This is a genomic window from Aphanothece hegewaldii CCALA 016 (genome assembly GCF_003007785.1).
In the GTDB taxonomy this organism is placed as follows: domain Bacteria; phylum Cyanobacteriota; class Cyanobacteriia; order Cyanobacteriales; family Microcystaceae; genus Chroococcus; species Chroococcus hegewaldii.
On the sequence record NZ_PXOH01000024.1, the window covers coordinates 19,352 to 37,985 of the forward strand.

The following is an 18,634-nucleotide window of genomic DNA, read 5'->3' on the forward strand; positions in this document are numbered from 1 at the left end:
GGTTCCATCAGTTTATCTTTCAAAGAAGATGGCAGGTTATGCAATTTCTGATTTGAGCGTATGCGACTATTCTTTTTACATTCAACATCTTTTGATGGCAGATCTCTTGTCAATTACAAGTTTTACACGGTTGCTCTCCATTTAATTTCTTCTGGCGATCGCATCCAATTGCGGTTGTGACAAAAGTATCGAACATCACACTTAAAGATTAAAAACAGTTTTAATTAGCCATCTCAATATAAACGTACTAAATATTTTTTTTATTGCTTATTCTAGAAAGCTTGAAATGTCAACCGTATTTTCTTAAAGCCTGAATAATTAATTATCCAAAAATCATACATTAATGGATAAATTTAAAAATTTTAACAATAATGATACTAAATATAAAAATAATATAAAATAAGTTGACTCTTATTTTAAAAAATGATATATTTAACAAGTCTTAGTCTATATTTTTATTAACATAGCAATGAGTTATTAGTTATAAATTAAAATGTGAAAATAGCTTAAAAACAAGTTAAATCAAGGTTTTGAGGTTGTTTAAGTAATTTTTTCTAAAAGCCCAAAGTTAATTATAAACACCAAAATAAAGTTAAAGCTAAGAAATAATCTATTGTTTTAAGTCGTTTATTTCATAAAAATAAATAGCTTTTTTGTTCATTAGAGTAGTTTTTGTCTCATCTTCACTCAATCTAAAATTTTGTTTCCATGCCTAATTTATCTCTTTCTCTAGCCCTCGAAATCGTTCAAGAATCTTTAATCTCTTTTGTCAGTAACGACCGTTTTCTGGCTCATTTAGCGTTAGCTTTTGGCGATAATTTCGATCTCACAGTGGCGCGGACTTTAGCGCAAGCTTGGCGGGAACGCGATTTTAGCATGATTCCTGAGATTAAAATATTAAGTGCATCGGTAATCAATGGTGCTAGGGGGGCTTTTGCTGCCGAGAATAATACCATTTACCTCGCTGAAGAATTTATTGCAGAAAATGCTAATAATGTTCCAGAAATCGCCTCAGTATTGCTCGAAGAAATTGGTCATTTTGTAGATTCTCAGCTAAATACGACGGATACACTAGGAGATGAAGGGGAACTGTTTTCAGATTTGGTTCGGGGTGTTGAAATTAGTGAGACAGAATTGCAAAGATTACGTTTAGAAGACGATCATGCTGCTGTTACTATTGATGGACAAACACTACAAGTTGAACAGTCAAACTATAGTCTTGGGGTGGTTCAGGGAAGCTTATCTTGGAATGATTCAGTTAGTTACTCCGACTCTTATGATAATTGGACATTTCAAATTGCGGCAACAGGAACAAGTAGTAACTATATCAGTGTTACATCTAACTCAACTCTTGTAGATTTTGTCTTAGCTTTGTATGACCAGTATGGAAATTTCCTTACAAGTTCAAATCAATATAACTACAGTTACAACTATGAGTCTTTATCTCTGAGCGGTCTTTCGGCAGGAACTTATATTGCTCAAGTTTATGACTCTTATTCAGGGCAGTATGTTTATCCTTCATCGGCTTCCTATACTCTGAGTATTAATGCGCCTCAACCTCTAGCCGACCTAACGCTCTATCAGCCCTCTGGTTGGAGTGATGGAATCGTTATTTCGACAACATCTGGAACCACTACTGATGCGGCTCAAATTACGACGACTGACTCTATCTATATTGATTGGGCTTCAATTAATCAAGGACTAGGTACAACGGGTCAAGGTTTTTCTGCTCGGTTACTTCTTGATGGGACAGTTCTAGAAAGCTGGAATGCTCCTGTACTTGATGCAGGTCTTTATATTTATCTCAATGATTTTGAAATTGCTCCTCTGTCTGCTGGAAATCATACTCTTAAGCTAGAGATTGACTATCTTAATTTAATCGCTGAAACAAACGAAAGTAATAATATTTTTACAAAAACTTTCACCGTTACTGGGTCTAGTATTCCCCAGGATGCCTACGAAGCTAATAATAGTTTTTCGACTGCTACTATTTTACAACCCTTTGATGGACTAAAATCTATCCCTAATTTATCTATTCATAATTCGACAGATGTAGACATCTTTAGATTTACCTTAACAGGTCAAACCACTGATGAAAACTACATTAGTACTCTCTTTAGTCCCAGTGAAGGTACTGTTGATTTAGAGTTGCGGGATTCAACAGGAACAACTGTTTTGTATTCTGCATACGGAAGTTCAGGTTGGAATTATATTCCTCTCTTAGGATTATCAGCAGGGACTTATAATATAGTAACCGGAAGTGTCAACCAAAGTACCAGTCCTAATTATACGTTATGGTTGAATCTACCTAATGTCTCTAGTAATGATCGCTTTGAATCTAATAATACTTTCTCCACACCTAAAGATTTAGGCCCTGTCAGTGGATTCAGACAGGAAAATAATTTATCTATTACCAGCAGTGATCAAGATTGGTTTAAATTTACAATTTCTGAGCAAACAACTGCTCAAAATTATATTAGCATCGATTTTGATGACTCTGGTGATTTAGACATTGCCCTTTATAATTCTCAAAATCAACTCATTGATTCTTCCAGTGGTGTTGATAACAGTGAAATCATCTCTTTAGGGAGTTTGATACAAGGGACTTATTACTTAAAAGTTTATGGTTATTTTGGTAGTACTAATGACTATAATTTAACCATTAATGCCCCCGGTACAACTTCCAGCATTGCTACAGATCAGTTTGAAGCCAATGGTGGTAATAACACCCGACAAACAGCCACTAATCTTAAGAATTTTGATTGGGGACAGCAAGTTGGGTTTAAAGCTTGGGAAAATATTTCTATTGGTACAAACGATCAAGACTGGTTTAAGTTCGAGTTACAAGCAACTGGTACGTTAAGTGATTATGTTGCTATTGGATTTGATACCTATCAAGGAGATTTAGATCTAGAACTTTATAATGCTTCAGGCACACTCATTAAATCCGCTAAAGGCTTTCGAGATACTGAATCTATTAGTTTAGAGAATCTGGCGATTGGCACTTATTATGCTAAAGTTTCAGGTTATACGGGTAAAACCAATCCTAATTATACTTTATTTATTAATACCCCTGGAAGCGATCGCTTTGAAGAAAACGACAGCAGAGCGCAAGCCACATCTCTAACTCGCACTACACCTCTGCAAACTTGGGATAGTCTTTCTCTTGACGACGAAGATTGGTTTAAAATTACTTTACCCAATGGGGTGACTAGCAATGATTATGTCAGTATTAGTTTCGATCACTCTCAAGGCGATATTGACTTAGAACTTTATGACAGCAGTGGTACTAAAATCAGTTCTTCGACGGGGGTAGGTAATAGCGAATCAATCTCTTTACCAACTTTAATTTATCTAGGAAATCCACCATCAGCCGATTACTATGTTAGAGTTTTTGGCTATGGTAATGCGACTAATCCCAACTACAGTTTAACGGTTAACGCACCTATTTCTAATACAGGAGATTGGTTAGAGGCTAATAATACTCAAGCAACAGCTAAAGACTTAAATACCCAATTCAGTCAACAATTACAAGCTGGAGAAACATTTATTCAATTAGGGGTAGATGCGGAAAAACCTCTCTCGATTCATAATAATACCGATAAAGATTGGTTTAAATTTACCATTGCTTCTGCGGGTCAACTGGGGGATTATGCCTCTATCTCTTTTGATCACACCGCAGGAGATTTAGATTTATATTTGTATAATTCCCCGACAGCCACTACATCCATTCGTAAATCAGAAGGCATTGCTAATACTCAAACTATCGATCTAAAAGGATTAGCCGCAGGAACTTATTATCTACAAGTAGCTGGTTATGGAGGTGCGACAAACTCTGCTTATTCTTTAGCCATTCAAGCACCTTTTGTCCCAAAAACGGGAGATTGGTCTGAGTCTAATAATACGATCGCAACAGCAAAAGATTTAGGCACAATTATCGATACCTACAACAAAGGTAATTTGTCTATTCACAATACTACTGATGTAGACTGGTTTAAGTTTACCCTTGGAGCAAAAGGTGGTTTAGATGATCGTATTGGTATTAATTTCAACCACGGACAAGGGGATTTAGATATTCAACTTTATCAAGCAGACGGCACAACTCTGTTAGGTAGTTCATCAGGGGTAACGGGTACGGAAGAAATTTCTTTAAATACCCTTGTGGCAGGAAATTATTACCTAAAAGTGTTTGGCTATAGCGGTGCGACAAATCCTGATTACAGTCTCTTTATTGAAGCCCCTGAAGATATCAATGGTGATTGGGCAGAACAAAATAATACGATTGCTACTGCCCGTGATTTACGCAATGTGGAAGGTTTTCAAACTTGGGATACTCTATCGATTCACAATACAACCGATGTAGATTGGTTTAAATTTACTACTATTGGCACAGGGGATGCAAATGATGTTGTTCGTATTGCTTTCGATCAAAGTTTGGGGGATTTAGAACTTTATGTTTTGAGTGCAGCAGGGAATAAGCTCTACGATGCAACGGGTAAAGAGCGCAAGTCTGAAACTATAAACAATGTTGAAGAAGTTAGCCTGAAAGGATTAGCCGCAGGAACTTATTTAATTCAGGTTAAAGGTTACAATGGTGCAATTAATCCAAGTTATCAATTGGCTATTAATGCCCCTGATAGTAGCACTATATCCAGTGATTGGGCAGATAAAAATGGCTCAAATAATACTCGTGCCACAGCAGAAGATTTGTTGAAACTTGAGGGTACAAAAGTATTTTCTGGGTTATCGATTCATCAAGGCGGTGATGAGGATTGGTTTAAATTTGAAACAGTAGCAACGGGTATAGCTAATAACGCCGTCAGTATCAATTTTGACCGAGATAATGGGAATGGAGATTTAAAGCTAGAACTTTATAATAGTGCGGGTACTTTAATTACAACTTCTAACGAGAATAGCAACCGAGAATTAATCTCTCTAGCAGGAAGGAATGCAGGAGTTTATTTTGTCAGGGTGTTAGGTAATAGCACTTCTGTTACTAATCCTAGTTATTCCCTAGTGTTCGATGTACCTGAAATCGCTGAAGCGGATTGGATTGATAAGGGAAATAAGCCGAATAACAGTCTTGCTAATGCCTACGATTTACGCAGTATTAATGACAGTTTAACTTTAAGCGATCTGTCTATTGATACAGCAACTGATCAAGATTGGTTTAAGGTGGTAGTTAAACAGAAGACAAATTCTAATCAGTTTGCACGGATTGATTTTAATAATGATGAAGGTAATCTGAAGTTAGAGTTATTTGATGCTTCTGGAACAGTTTTAGCAACTTCTGAAACTACGGAAAATTTTGAGCAGATTTCTTTAGCAGGACGGGATGCGGGAACTTATTATGTCAAGGTTTCGGGGGCGGCTAATCCTAATTATACTTTAACGGTGCAGGGCGTTCCTGATACGGTGGCTGATGGGATAGAAGGGACAACGAATAGTCCTAGTAATCCTTATAATTTGCGGGATTTAGCGATTGGTGGAGGGCGTGGTTTTGAAGAACTTCTTCAGATTCTTAAGTTCGTAACAGAATATAAACAATTAATAACACAACAGACGATAACACAAACAGCCTTTAGAGACCCCCATAGGGGTTATAATAATTTGGAAAGTCTTGGGCTCGATTCAAATTTATTTAGAGCGGGAGTTTATGGAAGCAATTCATACAATTCATACAATTCATATCGACCATCACAACCAGCAGATCGTAAAGTATATTATGATCAAAACGGTAATTTGTACAATCAAAATGGAAAATACATAGCAACTTCTATACTTGGTCGTTATAGTTATGCTTATGGAGCAACTCTCCAAGATTTGAAAGATTTGAGCGATGCTCGCAATGGAACGATAGAGTTTGTACAATTACCATCTTATGAGCAACAAATATCTTCACTACCCCTTGCATCTGGAAATACAGCATCCTACTCAGATGAGCTACCGATAATTAGTGGCTCATCTGAGCAACAATCATCAACAAGTTTTAACTTTTCTGGCTCTCAGTCAACCTCATCAATAGACGATTCATATGCAGAACTAGAATCGATATTTATCCGCGATCGATCTTCTGGCTCTGAAAACGTTTCTGTTATTCCCAACCTCTCCATCCACACTAGCACCGATCAAGACTGGTTTAAATTCACCCTCCCCACAGAAGGAGAAGACGGGCAGTATGTCGGTTTAAACTTCGATAACGACCTCGGTAACTTACAACTCGAACTCTTTGAAGCTTTTAACACCACAACCAACACCACCGAAGCTCAATACTTAACCTACCTCGTAGATCGCGCCAATGGCAATGGTGACAGCGAACAAATTAACCTAGCAGGACTAGCAAAAGGCGATTACCTCGTTCGAGTCAGAGGTGTTAACGGTGCAACCAACCCTAACTATAACCTGATCTTTAACGCACCTCCCGCCCTGGAAACCACAGGGGATTGGGCGGAAAAAGGAACTATTACCAATGATACCAGCAGTACAGCCTACGACCTGAAAACAGTAGAAGGGGGAACTAGCCTTAATGGGCTGACTATCCACACTAATACCGATAAAGATTGGTTTCAATTTAAAACTGCCTCAGTGGGCAAAGAGGGGCATAACGTTCGTATAGACTTTGCTCATAACTTAGGAGATTTGGATCTGATCCTATACGATCAAAATGGTACAGTTATTAAAGGACGCTCTGAAACAACAGAAAACTATGAAGAAATTGATTTAAAGACATTACCCGCAGGAACTTATAAAGTGCAAGTCTTGGGTTACAAAGGTGCGACCAATCCTAACTATACTCTCTCAATTTCTGCTCCCAATAGTACAAATAATCTCATCGATCCCGATAATCTCGAACCTAATAATAGCTTTACAACAGCCACCAATCTAGATCAAGTCAACAAACTAAGTGGGATTTCCGGACTCACCATTCATAGTAGCGATAACGATTATTTTAAATTCACCACCACCAAACTAGGAACAGCTTCTAATTCCCTGAGTATTGCATTTGAACACGCCCAAGGTGACTTACAGCTAGAACTCTACAAAGAAGGCAGCCCTAACCCCACTCTCTCAAAATTCTCACGAGGCACAACCAATAATGAAACCATTCCCCTCGACGGATTAGCTGCAGGAACATACTACGCCAGAGTCTTCGGCAATACTACAACTGTTGCTAACGGCTATCAATTATATATCGATGCCCCTACAGAAGCCGTCCAAACTAAAGATGAATGGACAATCTTTGTTTACATGACAGGAAGCGACTTAGCAGAATCCGCCTTCGATGACATTAATGAAATGGAATATGCGGCATCCCTTTTGCCTAGTAACGTTAACATCACTGTTTTATGGGATCAAAGTTCACAGTTACCAACTTATACAACAGGAACAAATCCTGCTTGGGGCGATACGGGTTGGGCAGTGATTCGCCCTGATACCGATGACAAGAAAATTGCTACCACTTTTACTTTATTAGGTGAGAAAGACACGGGTAATCCTAATACCCTTGTAGAATTTCTGAATATTGCTAAAACTGCCGCCCCTGCTAATAAATACGGACTGATTATGTGGGATCATGGTGGAGGTGAAATAGGCGGTTTTAACATCGATAATGAGGGCATTCGTACCCAGACTAACGCTAGTCGCCTTTACACTGATGAATTAGCTTCTGCTCTGAGTCAGGTTAAAACAGGGGGCTTAAACCTCGATCTCCTCGCCTTTGATGCTTGTTTAATGGGGATGAGTGAAGTTGCTTATGCTCTCAGTGCCTATACTAAAGTTTTCGTCGCTTCCCAAGAATCAGAAGGCGATACGGGTTATGACTATACCACTGCTTTCTCCTCCCTACTCGGTAATCCTAGCCAAGTGACAGCCAATGATCTCGCCAATAGCCTGATCTCTAGCTATCAACAACAATATCAAGGAGATCGCCGCAATTGGGATACCCTTGCTGCTACAGATACCTCACAAATAAGCACTTTTGTCAATGCTCTAAAAAGCTTTACCACCGCCGCCGTAGGAATCACCACTGCTAGTACTTGGGATGCTATCCATGATGCCCGTGATGCAGCAACTAGCTTCTTCCAAAACCCCAATTATCGAGATTTAGGGCAATTCCTTCAAGCGATCGCCACTAGCCCCAATACGGCACTCAGTTCTCTAAAAACCACCGCCCAAAACGCCTACAATGCTTTACAAACTCTAGTCGTTAACCAAACCTTAGACAAACGCAATACCGAAGGTTTATCGGTTTATCTACCCAATAGCGGTAGTATCGATGCAGGCTACATCAGTCGTAACAGTGCTTTTTTCACCGCCACCAATTGGAAAACTTTCCTTGATGCTTTTCTCACTCGTGGCACGAATAACGGCACTACTCTAGCACTCGACTGGGCAGAATCGAACGAAGTTGCTGCTCGTGCTTACAACTTCAATACTTTAATCGGTGATGGTTACACTTTTAATGATCTGAGTATTCACAAACCATCAGATGTAGACTGGTATCGATTCAGCATTCAAGGAACAGGAACAACCACTGATCGAGCGATCATTACTTATAGTAATGCGAATAGTCAACGATTGACGGCAAATCTCTACAAAACTGAAAATGGAAACCGTGTCAAACATGGGCAAACTTCTGATACAGGTTCGGGTACAGAAACCCTTGGTCTATCAGGATTAGCAAGTGGAGAATACTGGATTGAAGTTAAAGGCAATAATATTATTCCCCAATACTCCCTTAAGTTCGATACCCCAGGAACTGTATCCAACGGGAACGACTGGATTGTTGGTAACGATATTCCTAGCAAAGCCTATGATTTAGGGATTATTGCCGCGCGATCGCTTTTCACGGGTTTACAGATTGCTCCATCCACTCTAGATTACTTTGAATTTGAGACACCCAAGAATCAGCTTGTCGAACCTGGACGAGTCACAGTTACTGTTGTGGGTACTCAAACTGTTACCGCCGAACTTCTGTCCAATAATACCAGTGTTGTTACTAAAACGGGTACAGGCAATTTACAACTAGATTACCCTGGTGAACCTGGTAAAACTTATCAACTAAAAATTAGTGGTACATCTGCTGTCGGTTATTTCCTCGACTTCCAGCCCCTACTTGTTACACAAGGGGGTGGCCCAACTTCAGGAAATGATACGATTAATGGTACAGCTAATAATGATAATCTTACTGGATTAGCAGGAAATGACACGATTAATGGATTAGCGGGTAACGATACTCTCGATGGTGGTGTCGGCAATGATAGTTTAATCGGTGGAATAGGCAATGATACATATATTGTAGATAGTGCAAGCGATTTCGTCACCGAAAACTCCAACGAAGGTACTGATACCGTTCAATCCTCCGTGACTTATACTCTTGGCAATAACCTAGAAAATCTTATTTTAACAGGCACGGCTGCCATTAATGGTACAGGGAACACTCTTAATAACACTATTACAGGGAATACGGTTAACAATAATCTAAACGGAGGAACTGGAAATGATACTCTCATCGGCGGAACTGGAAATGATACTCTCATCGGCGGAACTGGAAATGATAGTTTAACAGGTGGAACTGGACTTGATCGCTTCAAATTCAATTCTCGTACTGAAGGACTTGACCAAATTACTGATTTTAGTCTTGCCGACGATACCATCGAAGTCTCTGCGGCAGGTTTCGGCTCAGGTTTAACTGCCAATCGATCCCTAACCACTAATCAGTTTGTTATTGGTACTGCCGCAACCACATCGGCTCAACGGTTTATCTACAACTCTAGTACAGGTGCATTACTATTTGATGCCGATGGCAGTGCTTCGGGTGCTAGTATTCAAATTACTACTCTAAATACTGGTTTAGCGATGACTAATCTCGATATTTTTGTCACAGCTTAGTGTGGGGAAAATGGCGCACCGCAATCATGCGGATAGAAAGCGCGATCGCTTAAGTCATTGAAAGCGATCGCCTACATAAAAGTTACTCATCTGTTACTTTGTCCTAATAACCAAGTTCTTAAATCGCTTTCTCCAGTAAAATCGAGCAAGGCTTCTCCTAATCCCTCTAATTGTTCAACTGATAAACTTTGAATCTGTTGGCTTACTTCGGGTCTGATTTGCCCAAAACGACGATTAAGTAAGCGTAGAATCATCCTAGCTTCTCCTTCTTGGATGCCTTCGGCTTTCCCTTTGACCTCTCCTTTAGCGAGGATATCTTGATAGATTACAGATTCTTTCATGATGTCTTCTCTCAATAAACTTTGAATCACTGCTTTCTTTAATACTAAACCAGCTAAAATCCCTGTCGCTGCTGCTACGTTACTTTTCTCCCGACGATTCTTGATTGTTTCTAATCGTTCGGCCACTTTCTCTAATGTCTTAGTTCGATTAGCCGTTTTCCCTAATGTCGCTAGAGGTAACAATCCAGAATAGTTCATCAAATCTTCAGATGGAACTTCCCATAGACGAATTACCTCAAATTCATGGCGAGTATTCGGAATCACAAAGGCAGTTTGTTCAACTAACTCTGAACCCGTCTTCTTCAAATAGATTACCACCTGACGCATCGCCTTGTCTGGGTAACGACGATAAACTCTGGTTCGGTAATCCAACATCCGAAATGGCATTTCAGGATCAGGTTCGGTTTGAAACTCAATGTGTAGAACGATTTCCTCGGACTCTAATAAAATTAAGGCATTTGCTCTAATCGGTTCGACAAAGAGTTCGGTTGGACTGAGTTGTGTTAGTGTGATTGCTTCTCCTAACAACCAACGGGCAAAATCACTACTGTAGGTTTGTGCCAAAAACTTGCAGGTATTGTCATACATACAGTAATTTTAGCGGATTGAGTGCTATCTATCTGCTTTTTGAGTTTTTTTAAGCGATTACTTTGTATTAGTTTCCCTAAGTTGCTCAAGCTATCTCCAAAATAGTTAGTAAATATAAACTTATTAGAAAGACGATCGCTAGTCGCTAAATGCTTTTTTCTACATTTTCGGATGAAGTTTAAACAGCAACTCTGAAGGTCTAGAACACCGTCCGAACTCACGACAATCGAACACGACTCGACCATCCTTAAATCCAACAACAACGCCTTTAACCTCTGTTATCACATCAATTACGCGATCTCCTATCTCTAAAACTTCTTCCTCATCTTGTAGTACGTTTTGTGAGACTGGTTGTTCAACCCCCTCACTCTCCCCCTCAATATTAGTGGAGTGTTGAATTAAGTTTTCATCCTCTGTAACTATTGCCTCATCAACATTAGACTCAATTTCATTTTCTTCCACAACTTTAGAGTGTTGAACAGTTGTTGAATTGGTGTTGAATAACTGTTGAATCTCCTCAACATCATGACTAGCAATACTTTTATCTACTAATTCAACCTTACTAGAGAACTGTGTAGGAGGGGGAGAGTCCACATACACAGAGTTCTCATTTTCCGTAGTACACTCACCATTTGTAGTATAGTCGGGCAAGCAATAAACCCACCGACGAGCATTAGTTTGAGATCGCCGTTTCGAGATCATCTGTCTATCCTCCAGTCGGTCAAGCACTGTATACAACGACTTGCCGATTCCCAAACAGTTATCAATCTCTTGATATTCCAATCCCTTCGGTGAAAACTGCTTTAACAACTCAATGACTCGTTCTCCCTGAGAGCGTTTCATTCCTGATTCATCGCCGAACTCACCGATAAAGTTAAAAATCCCATTACTAGCCCATGTGTCTTTCGGGTTAATCTCCAAAGCTAAAGTCACCGCTTCCCCTTCTCTGGGTTTTAGTTTTAGCCAACGAGTCAAATCTTGCTCATTGTTCGGGTCTGATGCGAGAAGTTGCCAGATGCCCCAAGTCGCAGCGACAATTCTCGCACTTCCACTAACTTTGTCAATGCCTTTCGCTTCCTTGTCTTTGTTTTGATGATGGATCAAAATCCCTGCTGCACCATAACGACCTAACAAATCTTTCAACTTGTAAATCGGTCTAGCAAATTCAGCATCTTTCTCATTTAGTCCAGATTCACGAGTAATCGAGGTTAAACTGTCAATAATCACCAGATGAGGTCGGAAATCTTCTAACTCCTGTTCTAGTGGTGAGAGATCTGATATATCGAGATGGGTCATGATTCTCATGTTTTCCACTTCAGGCAGTAAATCAAAACCTCTGGCTTTTAACCGTCGTCTGGTGCTATTACCTGATTCATCAGAACTGATCAGTAACACACGTCCCTGCACACCACATTGTTCACCAATGACCTGAGTCCCTGACAAAACAGCATAGGCGATATCAGTCGCCAGCAGAGTTTTTCCACATTTGGCTTGTGCAGCCAATAGCACCGTTTCACCTTTGGGCAAGATCCCAGGAATCACCCATTCAATGGCATCCGTCCCCTGTTCCATGAAATCGGCTAAACCAAATGAGTTAGCTTTGGGTGTAGAATTCTTTTTCTCTAAAGCCTGACATAATAGTTCAAAATCACGGTTACTAATACGATAGGATGAGCAAATCTGTCCTTTAAGCCGTACTTTATCAAATATATCGGCTGATTGTAGGTAGGCTTGGATTTCTAGTTTCAATCTATCTGTTGCGGTGGGTTCCGTTTTAGGCTGTAGTTGTTCAGATTGACTGGCACATTGTTCAAGGTGAGCGATAAAATCGGTGGCTTTCATCCCTTGCTGAGTTCCCCACGTTACCCAATCGACAAGATCTCCTTTATCGGGTATGTCAGCCCAAATATCGTTAGGATTAAGCATGATAATCGCTAAATCAGCTTTTTGACCTGCTAATGTAAGTTTTTTAGCTTTCTCTTTGCCTTCAGCATCATTATCCCGAAACTTAACAATTCCAAGAATGCCTTTTTCTTTTAGTTGTTGCAGGTGAGCAGCAATTGTACTTTCTCCCCATGATGAACCCTGCCAAGTGATCGCAGCTAATAAGAGCGATCGCGCAACTTCGACACATTCTTCTCCCTCTACCGCTAACAGCCATTTTCCCTTAGCATTCTTCACCGCTTCATCAAAACGATAAGGCTGCCATTCACCATCACCTTTTGACCATTTGGGTTGACCATTTGGTTTATTATGGCCTTGTCGAATGGTTTTATTGTGACCCTTCGGATGTGAGGTGTCTTTCCATTCAAAACGACTCACCCATTGAGATTTTGAATAATAGTATCTTGTTTCTGTAGCATGAATAGGTACGCCTTGAGTGATTAGCCATTGTGGAATTTGATTGGGTTTTGGTAATGGGCGATTTTTTGGAATGCTTGGTAATGTTGCTAGTGTAATCTTTTTGGGCAGATGGGAAAGAAGTGTTTGGCTTTTGGCTGCTTTTCCTTTTATTGCTCCATTTAACGGCTGCTCTTTCTCCACTACAAATATAGCCCGTCCATCGCTGGCATCTTTGAGGTACTTCCACCCAAGAGGCGCATTGTTAGCATCGGTTCTTCCACAGACGATGCCGTAGGCACGCGAAGCTCCCGCGCTTCCACTATCCGAACGATAGCACCAGTCAGGATGAGCGCATAGTGGACACGGATTATTCTTGTTAACTTCTTTCCATTGATTCGATTCTGATAACATCACGATTCTCCAGTAATTGACGTAGAGTTTGAAGTTCTTGGTGAGCGATAAAGCATTGGCATGACAAAACTAGCCGCTATGTATGCAGCACGATCGCTCACTGGGGGTAGCCAGCTTTTTTCTTGAGTGAATTACTTGGTTACTCGCCTAGTAGTCCTTGCCTGGTGCCAGTTCGAGAGGAGTACTGACGATCTAGCCAAGGCAAAATCTCGCGGGGTAACTTCTGAGCTTTAACAAGACTTGGTTCGGTTAACCATTGACTGTCGCTAACACCGATCGTTTCTAACCAGTGACGGCAAGCCTTTGTGTTGGAACCGAAACCATATCTTTTTGCTAGATAGGTTATTCCGATTCCATCGTACTTAGCGACTGCTCTACCTCGCTCATCGACGGTGACGAGAGTTTCGACTTTTTCAGTGCGGGTGACGATCGCATCAGGTTTACCCAAGATCAACGCAACCATCTCACGACCGTGCATAGTAGCGATCGCACTGGTCGATAACAATAATCTTTCTTGAGTTTGGGCTAGTTGTAACTCAAGTTTTAGGCGATCGATTTCTTGTGCCTGAGAGGGAATTACTTGATTGATGATTGTTTTAGCTTCAGCGAATGCTTTGACCAAGTTTCGTTTGCAACGTCTTACTTGATCCGTGTTCTTACTATAGGTCATTAAAACAGTAGCTTGTTCCTCACTCAACCAGACAAAACGTTCAGGACGACCACCTGTTGAACCTTTGAGGGGTTTTCCGTTTTCAAAACGGAATACTCCAAAATCTTTTTCTATTTCTTCTTGATACTTCAGGAGAATATTGCTAAACCAATCACTATGCTTGATTCCTAATTCAGAAGCAATCAGACGTGAATCGATGACAAGAAGATCATCATGCTTCTGTACTGTTAAATTGGACATATAAACTCCGGTTCTCGATGTGCTGGATGTTTCGATGGCGGTCGCGGGATCTCTTGGCGGAGGAGCGCGATCGCTTCAATTATTGATTTGATTGGTCAAGATTACGAAGAACAAGTAAATCACCAACCTCTTTGCCGAGATAGTCACACAAAATTTCTAAAGTGTGAACATCAACTCGTTCAAATTTATTGGTAAACAGCTTGTTAATCGTCGTCGGACTTAGCCCAGTTTCCTGAGCTAACTGGCGTTGAGATAACTGAGGATCTTTTTCAGCCATTAGAACAGCAAGACGACAAAACATTTTCCTCATGAACTCGTATAACTCTAAGTTAGCACATCTTTACTGGAAGCTGTAATAAATTTACAGGTAGTTGTTGACATCTGTAACAGCTTCCAGTAAAATTAAAACATGAAGTTAGAAACAACTCTCTTTTCTCTAGACCAATTCCAGATTTGTTTCTGATTAATACCTGAAAAATTGAACAACATTTTTTCGGTTTAAGCTTGCGCGAAAGTTCAATACATAAAATCTATCCATCTTTAAATTTTGATGGATCTGGTTGAGCTATGTAATTTGAACTGAAAAACACAAAAAGAGCGACAACGATCTTTGATCTCTCGCTCTCTATTACAAATAACTACTCTTACTATGACATATTCAACTGTATTCCAACAAGCCCAAACCCAAACTCCGACAGCTACCTGTGCGGTTTGTCCCTTCTTTAAAGATTACGAAGAACCACGAGGTCGCGGTTGGTGCAATGTTTTCGATCACCATGTATTCCGTCACCACCCCTGCACCAATACTTGTCGATCGGCTATTCAATCCCTGCTTGACTTAGAACCTGTCACTGTCAGAGTTGAGTTAGCCAGCAAAGAACTAGATCCCGATGAAGATACCCCTGTTCATCTTCATAGCTTCGTTACAAAAGTGACGGTGAGCAAACCAACAAAGCAGGATGTTGAAAACGCGATCGCTCTCTTAGGTCACTCCTCTGAATACGATATCGCTTATTACTGGATTCCCCAAGAATTTCAAGAATCAGACGCAATTTAAGTTTTCTCCCGTTCTGGGTGAGGGATTATCTCACCCTTTCCTTACTTTATTTGCTGAGGCTATTATGATCACTCTCATCTATTCCATTCCCATCAACTTTGTTAAACTAATTCGCACGATCGCAACCGCCTATCATCTGGATTTTGACGGCGATTACTTATCTTTAAGGCTAGATCACGATCATTCTGATGATATATTACTGATTGAAAAATTGGATCAATATCGTGGTGTCGTCTCCTCCTTTAAAACGGAGCAAGGATTAGAAAAGCCAATAATCTCACTTGAATTTCTCATTGAACAGTACGACAACTACTCAACTGAGGAGGAAGATTTCTATCCCGAATCTTGGATACCTTTAAGTCTAACAAGCGATCGCCAAGATTCAAGGCTGATTGCTTCTGTAGATCAAGATGGTAAGCTGACCGCTTATGACGATGTGGCAATGAAGGAAGCATCAGACTTGTGTATCGATTGGTGGCGTGAACTCGAAAAACAGGGATGGCATGACAATGGGAAACCAGCCGCCGATGTTACCGCGACAGTACGTTATGCCAAGTATCAGACGATCGCTCAGAAACTTTCCGATGCTCCAGTCATTGAGTTCGATTCCGAGTACCGCATCAAAGCGAATCGTTTAGGATTGTACGTTTTGGTTAATTCAATTACCAGTGTTTTAACCGAAAAATCAGGCAATGGTCACGAAAATAACGCTAAACTGACTGTCTTCGACTTACAAGCCGAAGTTCACCAACTGCAAGTAGAAATACTTAATCAGTTCGGCTGATTGGTCTAAATCTCACAATCTAAACATTCTTGCTATCCTTAAAAAAGATCTTCAATAACATGAAACCTTTTCACTGGAATCCGACCAAAAATCAACAACTCATTACTCAAAGAGGTCTTTCTTTTGATGAGGTCGTTCAAGCCATTGCTCAGGGTCAGTTACTTGATCTGATCGAACACCCTAATCCTGAGCAATACTCCCATCAAAAGATCTTCATCGTCAAGATTAAAGATTATGTTTATTTGGTTCCTTTTGTGGAAAATGAGTCTGAGATTTTCTTAAAGACCATTATTCCGAGTCGGAAGATGAAAAAGAAATATTTAGGAGGATAAAATGATGACTTTCAATGAACAAGACGAAACAGATTTACTCGCCAGTGTTGAGAATGAAGAATGGATTAGCGTTAAAAATTTTAGTGAGGAAAAAGAACGCTATCAAGCTCATGCCCAACATCAAATCGTTTATCAAGGAATCGAGAGCTTATTATCGCCAGAAGACCGTCAAAAAATTGAGGAATTAGCCAACCAGCTTAATCAATCAATTCCCAACGTGACAAGAGATATTTTACATAAATATCTACAGGGAGAATTGGTCGAAAAAATAGGTTGAAGCTTGATTGAGCTTCTACCGTAAAACAAAGTGAGGACAAATTGATCTCCATTTTCTGAAGTTAATGGTCAGCTTCTGACTGTTACTTATACCTGTCGAGACGAAACAATTAGATTAATTACTGCTCTTAAAGCTACAAAAGATGAAAAAAGAATCTATCACGAGAATTTCACTTTCTATTGCCAAAAAGCTTAAAGATCTTAGCGATTGGGAAAAGGTAGAAGCAATGAGTGATGATGAAGCACTTGCCAATGCTCTCGATGACCCTGACAATCAACCGCTTACCTATCCTATGTCCAAAGATGTCAAGCCTTTCAAGCGGATTAAGCGATAAATAATCTTCTGAAGAACCGAAAAATTAAGCCAATTAAACAGAGAAACACTAGATGTCTCCAGATGAACTAAGCCATAAAGGATTTAAAGCTTTAGTTGATTCGTTAGGATATGTCGATGCAGTCAGATTTATCCGTCAATATAATTCTGGAAGTGGAAATTATACCCAAGAACGTCATCAATGGCTAGATCAATTAACAACTGATGAAATTCTTGCCGATCTTGCCCAAAGACAAAATCAAGAAATTCCAGAATAGCCAATCTTATTAGATAGCATGACTGGAGCGACAAGTAGGCTTTCCCATCCCTCTCTTTAATCAATACAATTGTATTGATAAAGTGTGTGATTTTTAATCACGAACAAAGACACTGAACCAAACAAGGACTGACAACAAGGAACATTAACAATGAACACTCAAACCAATTTTCTACAAGAATTTGATGAAGACGTAAAAGCGTCCTCGACTATTCCTTATCTACAAGTACAGAATCCTCCAAACCTGACACTTGCTCAGATTCAGCAGTATAAGCCTCCTTACGGTTGGTTTATTCCTGATGAACAAGCCAAGTTGGTTGAGTTTTCACCTAATGACTGGTTTACCCCGACTCGTCTGACCTTTGGTGAGGATACTTCACAACCCAAGCAAGTTGATGGTTGGCTAACCCAACACGTCAGAGTGTTCATCCTTCATAAAAGTTCAGGCATCGAAGTCCAAGAGAAAACTGAAAGAGGATGGCATTACGTTGGGCCAGCCTACCACAAAGGTCAATTAACCAAATGTGGTCAAAGTGCCAATGAGGACAAAGAAAATTATCGGCTCAGAACAAGATATTTACTGGTCTTTTTGGATGAAAGTAATCAACCGCTACATCGTATCCCCTTACAACTCAGCATGGGACGTGGCACAGGTGGAACATTCGGTGAAGAAGTTCGACAGTTTAGAGGTGAAATTGAACGAGTCTTCTTCAAAATGCGCGGTGAACCAACTAAGACTTTAAGCGATCGCGCCCATACTTTAACAGTATTGGACATGGAGTTAGGTCTTCACAAAGGCGAAGGAAAAGCCCCGTTTATCGTTCCTGTTAAAAGATTGTCTCCTTCTGTTGATGGGATTGGAACAGAAACAATAGTTGATCGCAGAGATCGTAAGATAAAGTTGCTAGGGGAATCACTTTCATCATTGCTCATCCCAAAAAGCAGTGAGACGGGACAATTTCTCGTTAATTTATGGAACGAGTACAGTGATTTTCCGACTAGGTATAGTTCGGGGCAGGTAGAGCAGGAAGAAACGCCAGTTATGGCTCACGCTGTGGAGGCTTTGAGAGAATCACCCTTCGATCCTAACTGGGGAGAAGACGATTTTTAA

Annotated in this window: 12 protein-coding genes; 8 read left to right on the forward strand and 4 right to left on the reverse strand. The window is 40.1% G+C overall.

The window, feature by feature from the left end:
* Window positions 1–708: 708 nt before the first annotated feature.
* The gene (locus C7H19_RS18130; RefSeq protein WP_106458337.1) at window positions 709–9,891 is read left to right on the forward strand and encodes a pre-peptidase C-terminal domain-containing protein; all 9,183 of its coding nucleotides are present in this window, start codon (window positions 709–711) and stop codon (window positions 9,889–9,891) included.
* A gap of 86 nt (window positions 9,892–9,977) precedes the next feature.
* Here the strand turns inward: C7H19_RS18130 and C7H19_RS18135 are convergent, their stop codons facing one another.
* The 4 genes from C7H19_RS18135 to C7H19_RS18150 form a co-directional block, all read right to left on the reverse strand.
* Window positions 9,978–10,820, reverse strand: a complete 843-nt coding sequence (locus C7H19_RS18135) for an Rpn family recombination-promoting nuclease/putative transposase (protein WP_106458338.1) — start codon at window positions 10,818–10,820, stop codon at window positions 9,978–9,980.
* A 159-nt stretch (window positions 10,821–10,979) separates the two neighbouring features.
* Window positions 10,980–13,574: an AAA family ATPase gene (locus tag C7H19_RS18140; RefSeq protein WP_245927618.1), complete on the reverse strand. Its 2,595-nt coding sequence runs from the start codon at window positions 13,572–13,574 to the stop codon at window positions 10,980–10,982.
* 139 nt (window positions 13,575–13,713) lie between these two features.
* The gene (locus C7H19_RS26855) at window positions 13,714–14,484 is read right to left on the reverse strand and encodes a Rha family transcriptional regulator (RefSeq protein WP_106458339.1); all 771 of its coding nucleotides are present in this window, start codon (window positions 14,482–14,484) and stop codon (window positions 13,714–13,716) included.
* A 79-nt stretch (window positions 14,485–14,563) separates the two neighbouring features.
* The gene (locus tag C7H19_RS18150; RefSeq protein ID WP_106458340.1) at window positions 14,564–14,794 is read right to left on the reverse strand and encodes a helix-turn-helix domain-containing protein; all 231 of its coding nucleotides are present in this window, start codon (window positions 14,792–14,794) and stop codon (window positions 14,564–14,566) included.
* 339 nt (window positions 14,795–15,133) lie between these two features.
* Between C7H19_RS18150 and C7H19_RS18155 the strand changes: the two genes are divergently transcribed.
* From C7H19_RS18155 to C7H19_RS18185, 7 genes are all read left to right on the forward strand, one after another.
* A complete protein-coding gene (locus C7H19_RS18155) occupies window positions 15,134–15,541 on the forward strand; it encodes a hypothetical protein (protein ID WP_106458341.1) in 408 nt (135 codons plus the stop codon).
* 64 nt (window positions 15,542–15,605) lie between these two features.
* Window positions 15,606–16,325 (forward strand): hypothetical protein, encoded by a 720-nt coding sequence (locus tag C7H19_RS18160; protein ID WP_106458342.1) that lies wholly within the window; start codon window positions 15,606–15,608, stop codon window positions 16,323–16,325.
* A gap of 59 nt (window positions 16,326–16,384) precedes the next feature.
* Entirely contained in the window at window positions 16,385–16,657 is a 273-nt protein-coding gene (locus C7H19_RS18165; RefSeq protein ID WP_106458343.1) for a BrnT family toxin, read from the forward strand.
* Between the two features lies 1 nt (window position 16,658).
* Entirely contained in the window at window positions 16,659–16,934 is a 276-nt protein-coding gene (locus C7H19_RS18170) for a hypothetical protein (protein ID WP_106458344.1), read from the forward strand.
* Window positions 16,935–17,076: 142 nt separating this feature from the next.
* On the forward strand, window positions 17,077–17,268 hold the full coding sequence (locus C7H19_RS18175) for a hypothetical protein (RefSeq protein WP_106458345.1): 192 nt from the start codon (window positions 17,077–17,079) through the stop codon (window positions 17,266–17,268).
* 52 nt (window positions 17,269–17,320) lie between these two features.
* On the forward strand, window positions 17,321–17,524 hold the full coding sequence (locus C7H19_RS18180) for a hypothetical protein (protein ID WP_106458346.1): 204 nt from the start codon (window positions 17,321–17,323) through the stop codon (window positions 17,522–17,524).
* A 150-nt stretch (window positions 17,525–17,674) separates the two neighbouring features.
* Window positions 17,675–18,634: a DUF5895 domain-containing protein gene (locus tag C7H19_RS18185; RefSeq protein WP_219907684.1), complete on the forward strand. Its 960-nt coding sequence runs from the start codon at window positions 17,675–17,677 to the stop codon at window positions 18,632–18,634.

Excerpts from the sequence above, each read along its gene's own strand:
- C7H19_RS18130 (WP_106458337.1), top strand. The coding sequence starts at position 709 with ATGCCTAATTTATCTCTTTCTCTAGCCCTCGAAATCGTTCAAGAATCT.
- C7H19_RS18135 (WP_106458338.1), bottom strand. The coding sequence starts at position 10,820 with ATGTATGACAATACCTGCAAGTTTTTGGCACAAACCTACAGTAGTGAT.
- C7H19_RS18140 (WP_245927618.1), bottom strand. The coding sequence starts at position 13,574 with ATGTTATCAGAATCGAATCAATGGAAAGAAGTTAACAAGAATAATCCG.
- C7H19_RS26855 (WP_106458339.1), bottom strand. The coding sequence starts at position 14,484 with ATGTCCAATTTAACAGTACAGAAGCATGATGATCTTCTTGTCATCGAT.
- C7H19_RS18150 (WP_106458340.1), bottom strand. The coding sequence starts at position 14,794 with ATGAGGAAAATGTTTTGTCGTCTTGCTGTTCTAATGGCTGAAAAAGAT.
- C7H19_RS18155 (WP_106458341.1), top strand. The coding sequence starts at position 15,134 with ATGACATATTCAACTGTATTCCAACAAGCCCAAACCCAAACTCCGACA.
- C7H19_RS18160 (WP_106458342.1), top strand. The coding sequence starts at position 15,606 with ATGATCACTCTCATCTATTCCATTCCCATCAACTTTGTTAAACTAATT.
- C7H19_RS18165 (WP_106458343.1), top strand. The coding sequence starts at position 16,385 with ATGAAACCTTTTCACTGGAATCCGACCAAAAATCAACAACTCATTACT.
- C7H19_RS18170 (WP_106458344.1), top strand. The coding sequence starts at position 16,659 with ATGATGACTTTCAATGAACAAGACGAAACAGATTTACTCGCCAGTGTT.
- C7H19_RS18175 (WP_106458345.1), top strand. The coding sequence starts at position 17,077 with ATGAAAAAAGAATCTATCACGAGAATTTCACTTTCTATTGCCAAAAAG.
- C7H19_RS18180 (WP_106458346.1), top strand. The coding sequence starts at position 17,321 with ATGTCTCCAGATGAACTAAGCCATAAAGGATTTAAAGCTTTAGTTGAT.
- C7H19_RS18185 (WP_219907684.1), top strand. The coding sequence starts at position 17,675 with ATGAACACTCAAACCAATTTTCTACAAGAATTTGATGAAGACGTAAAA.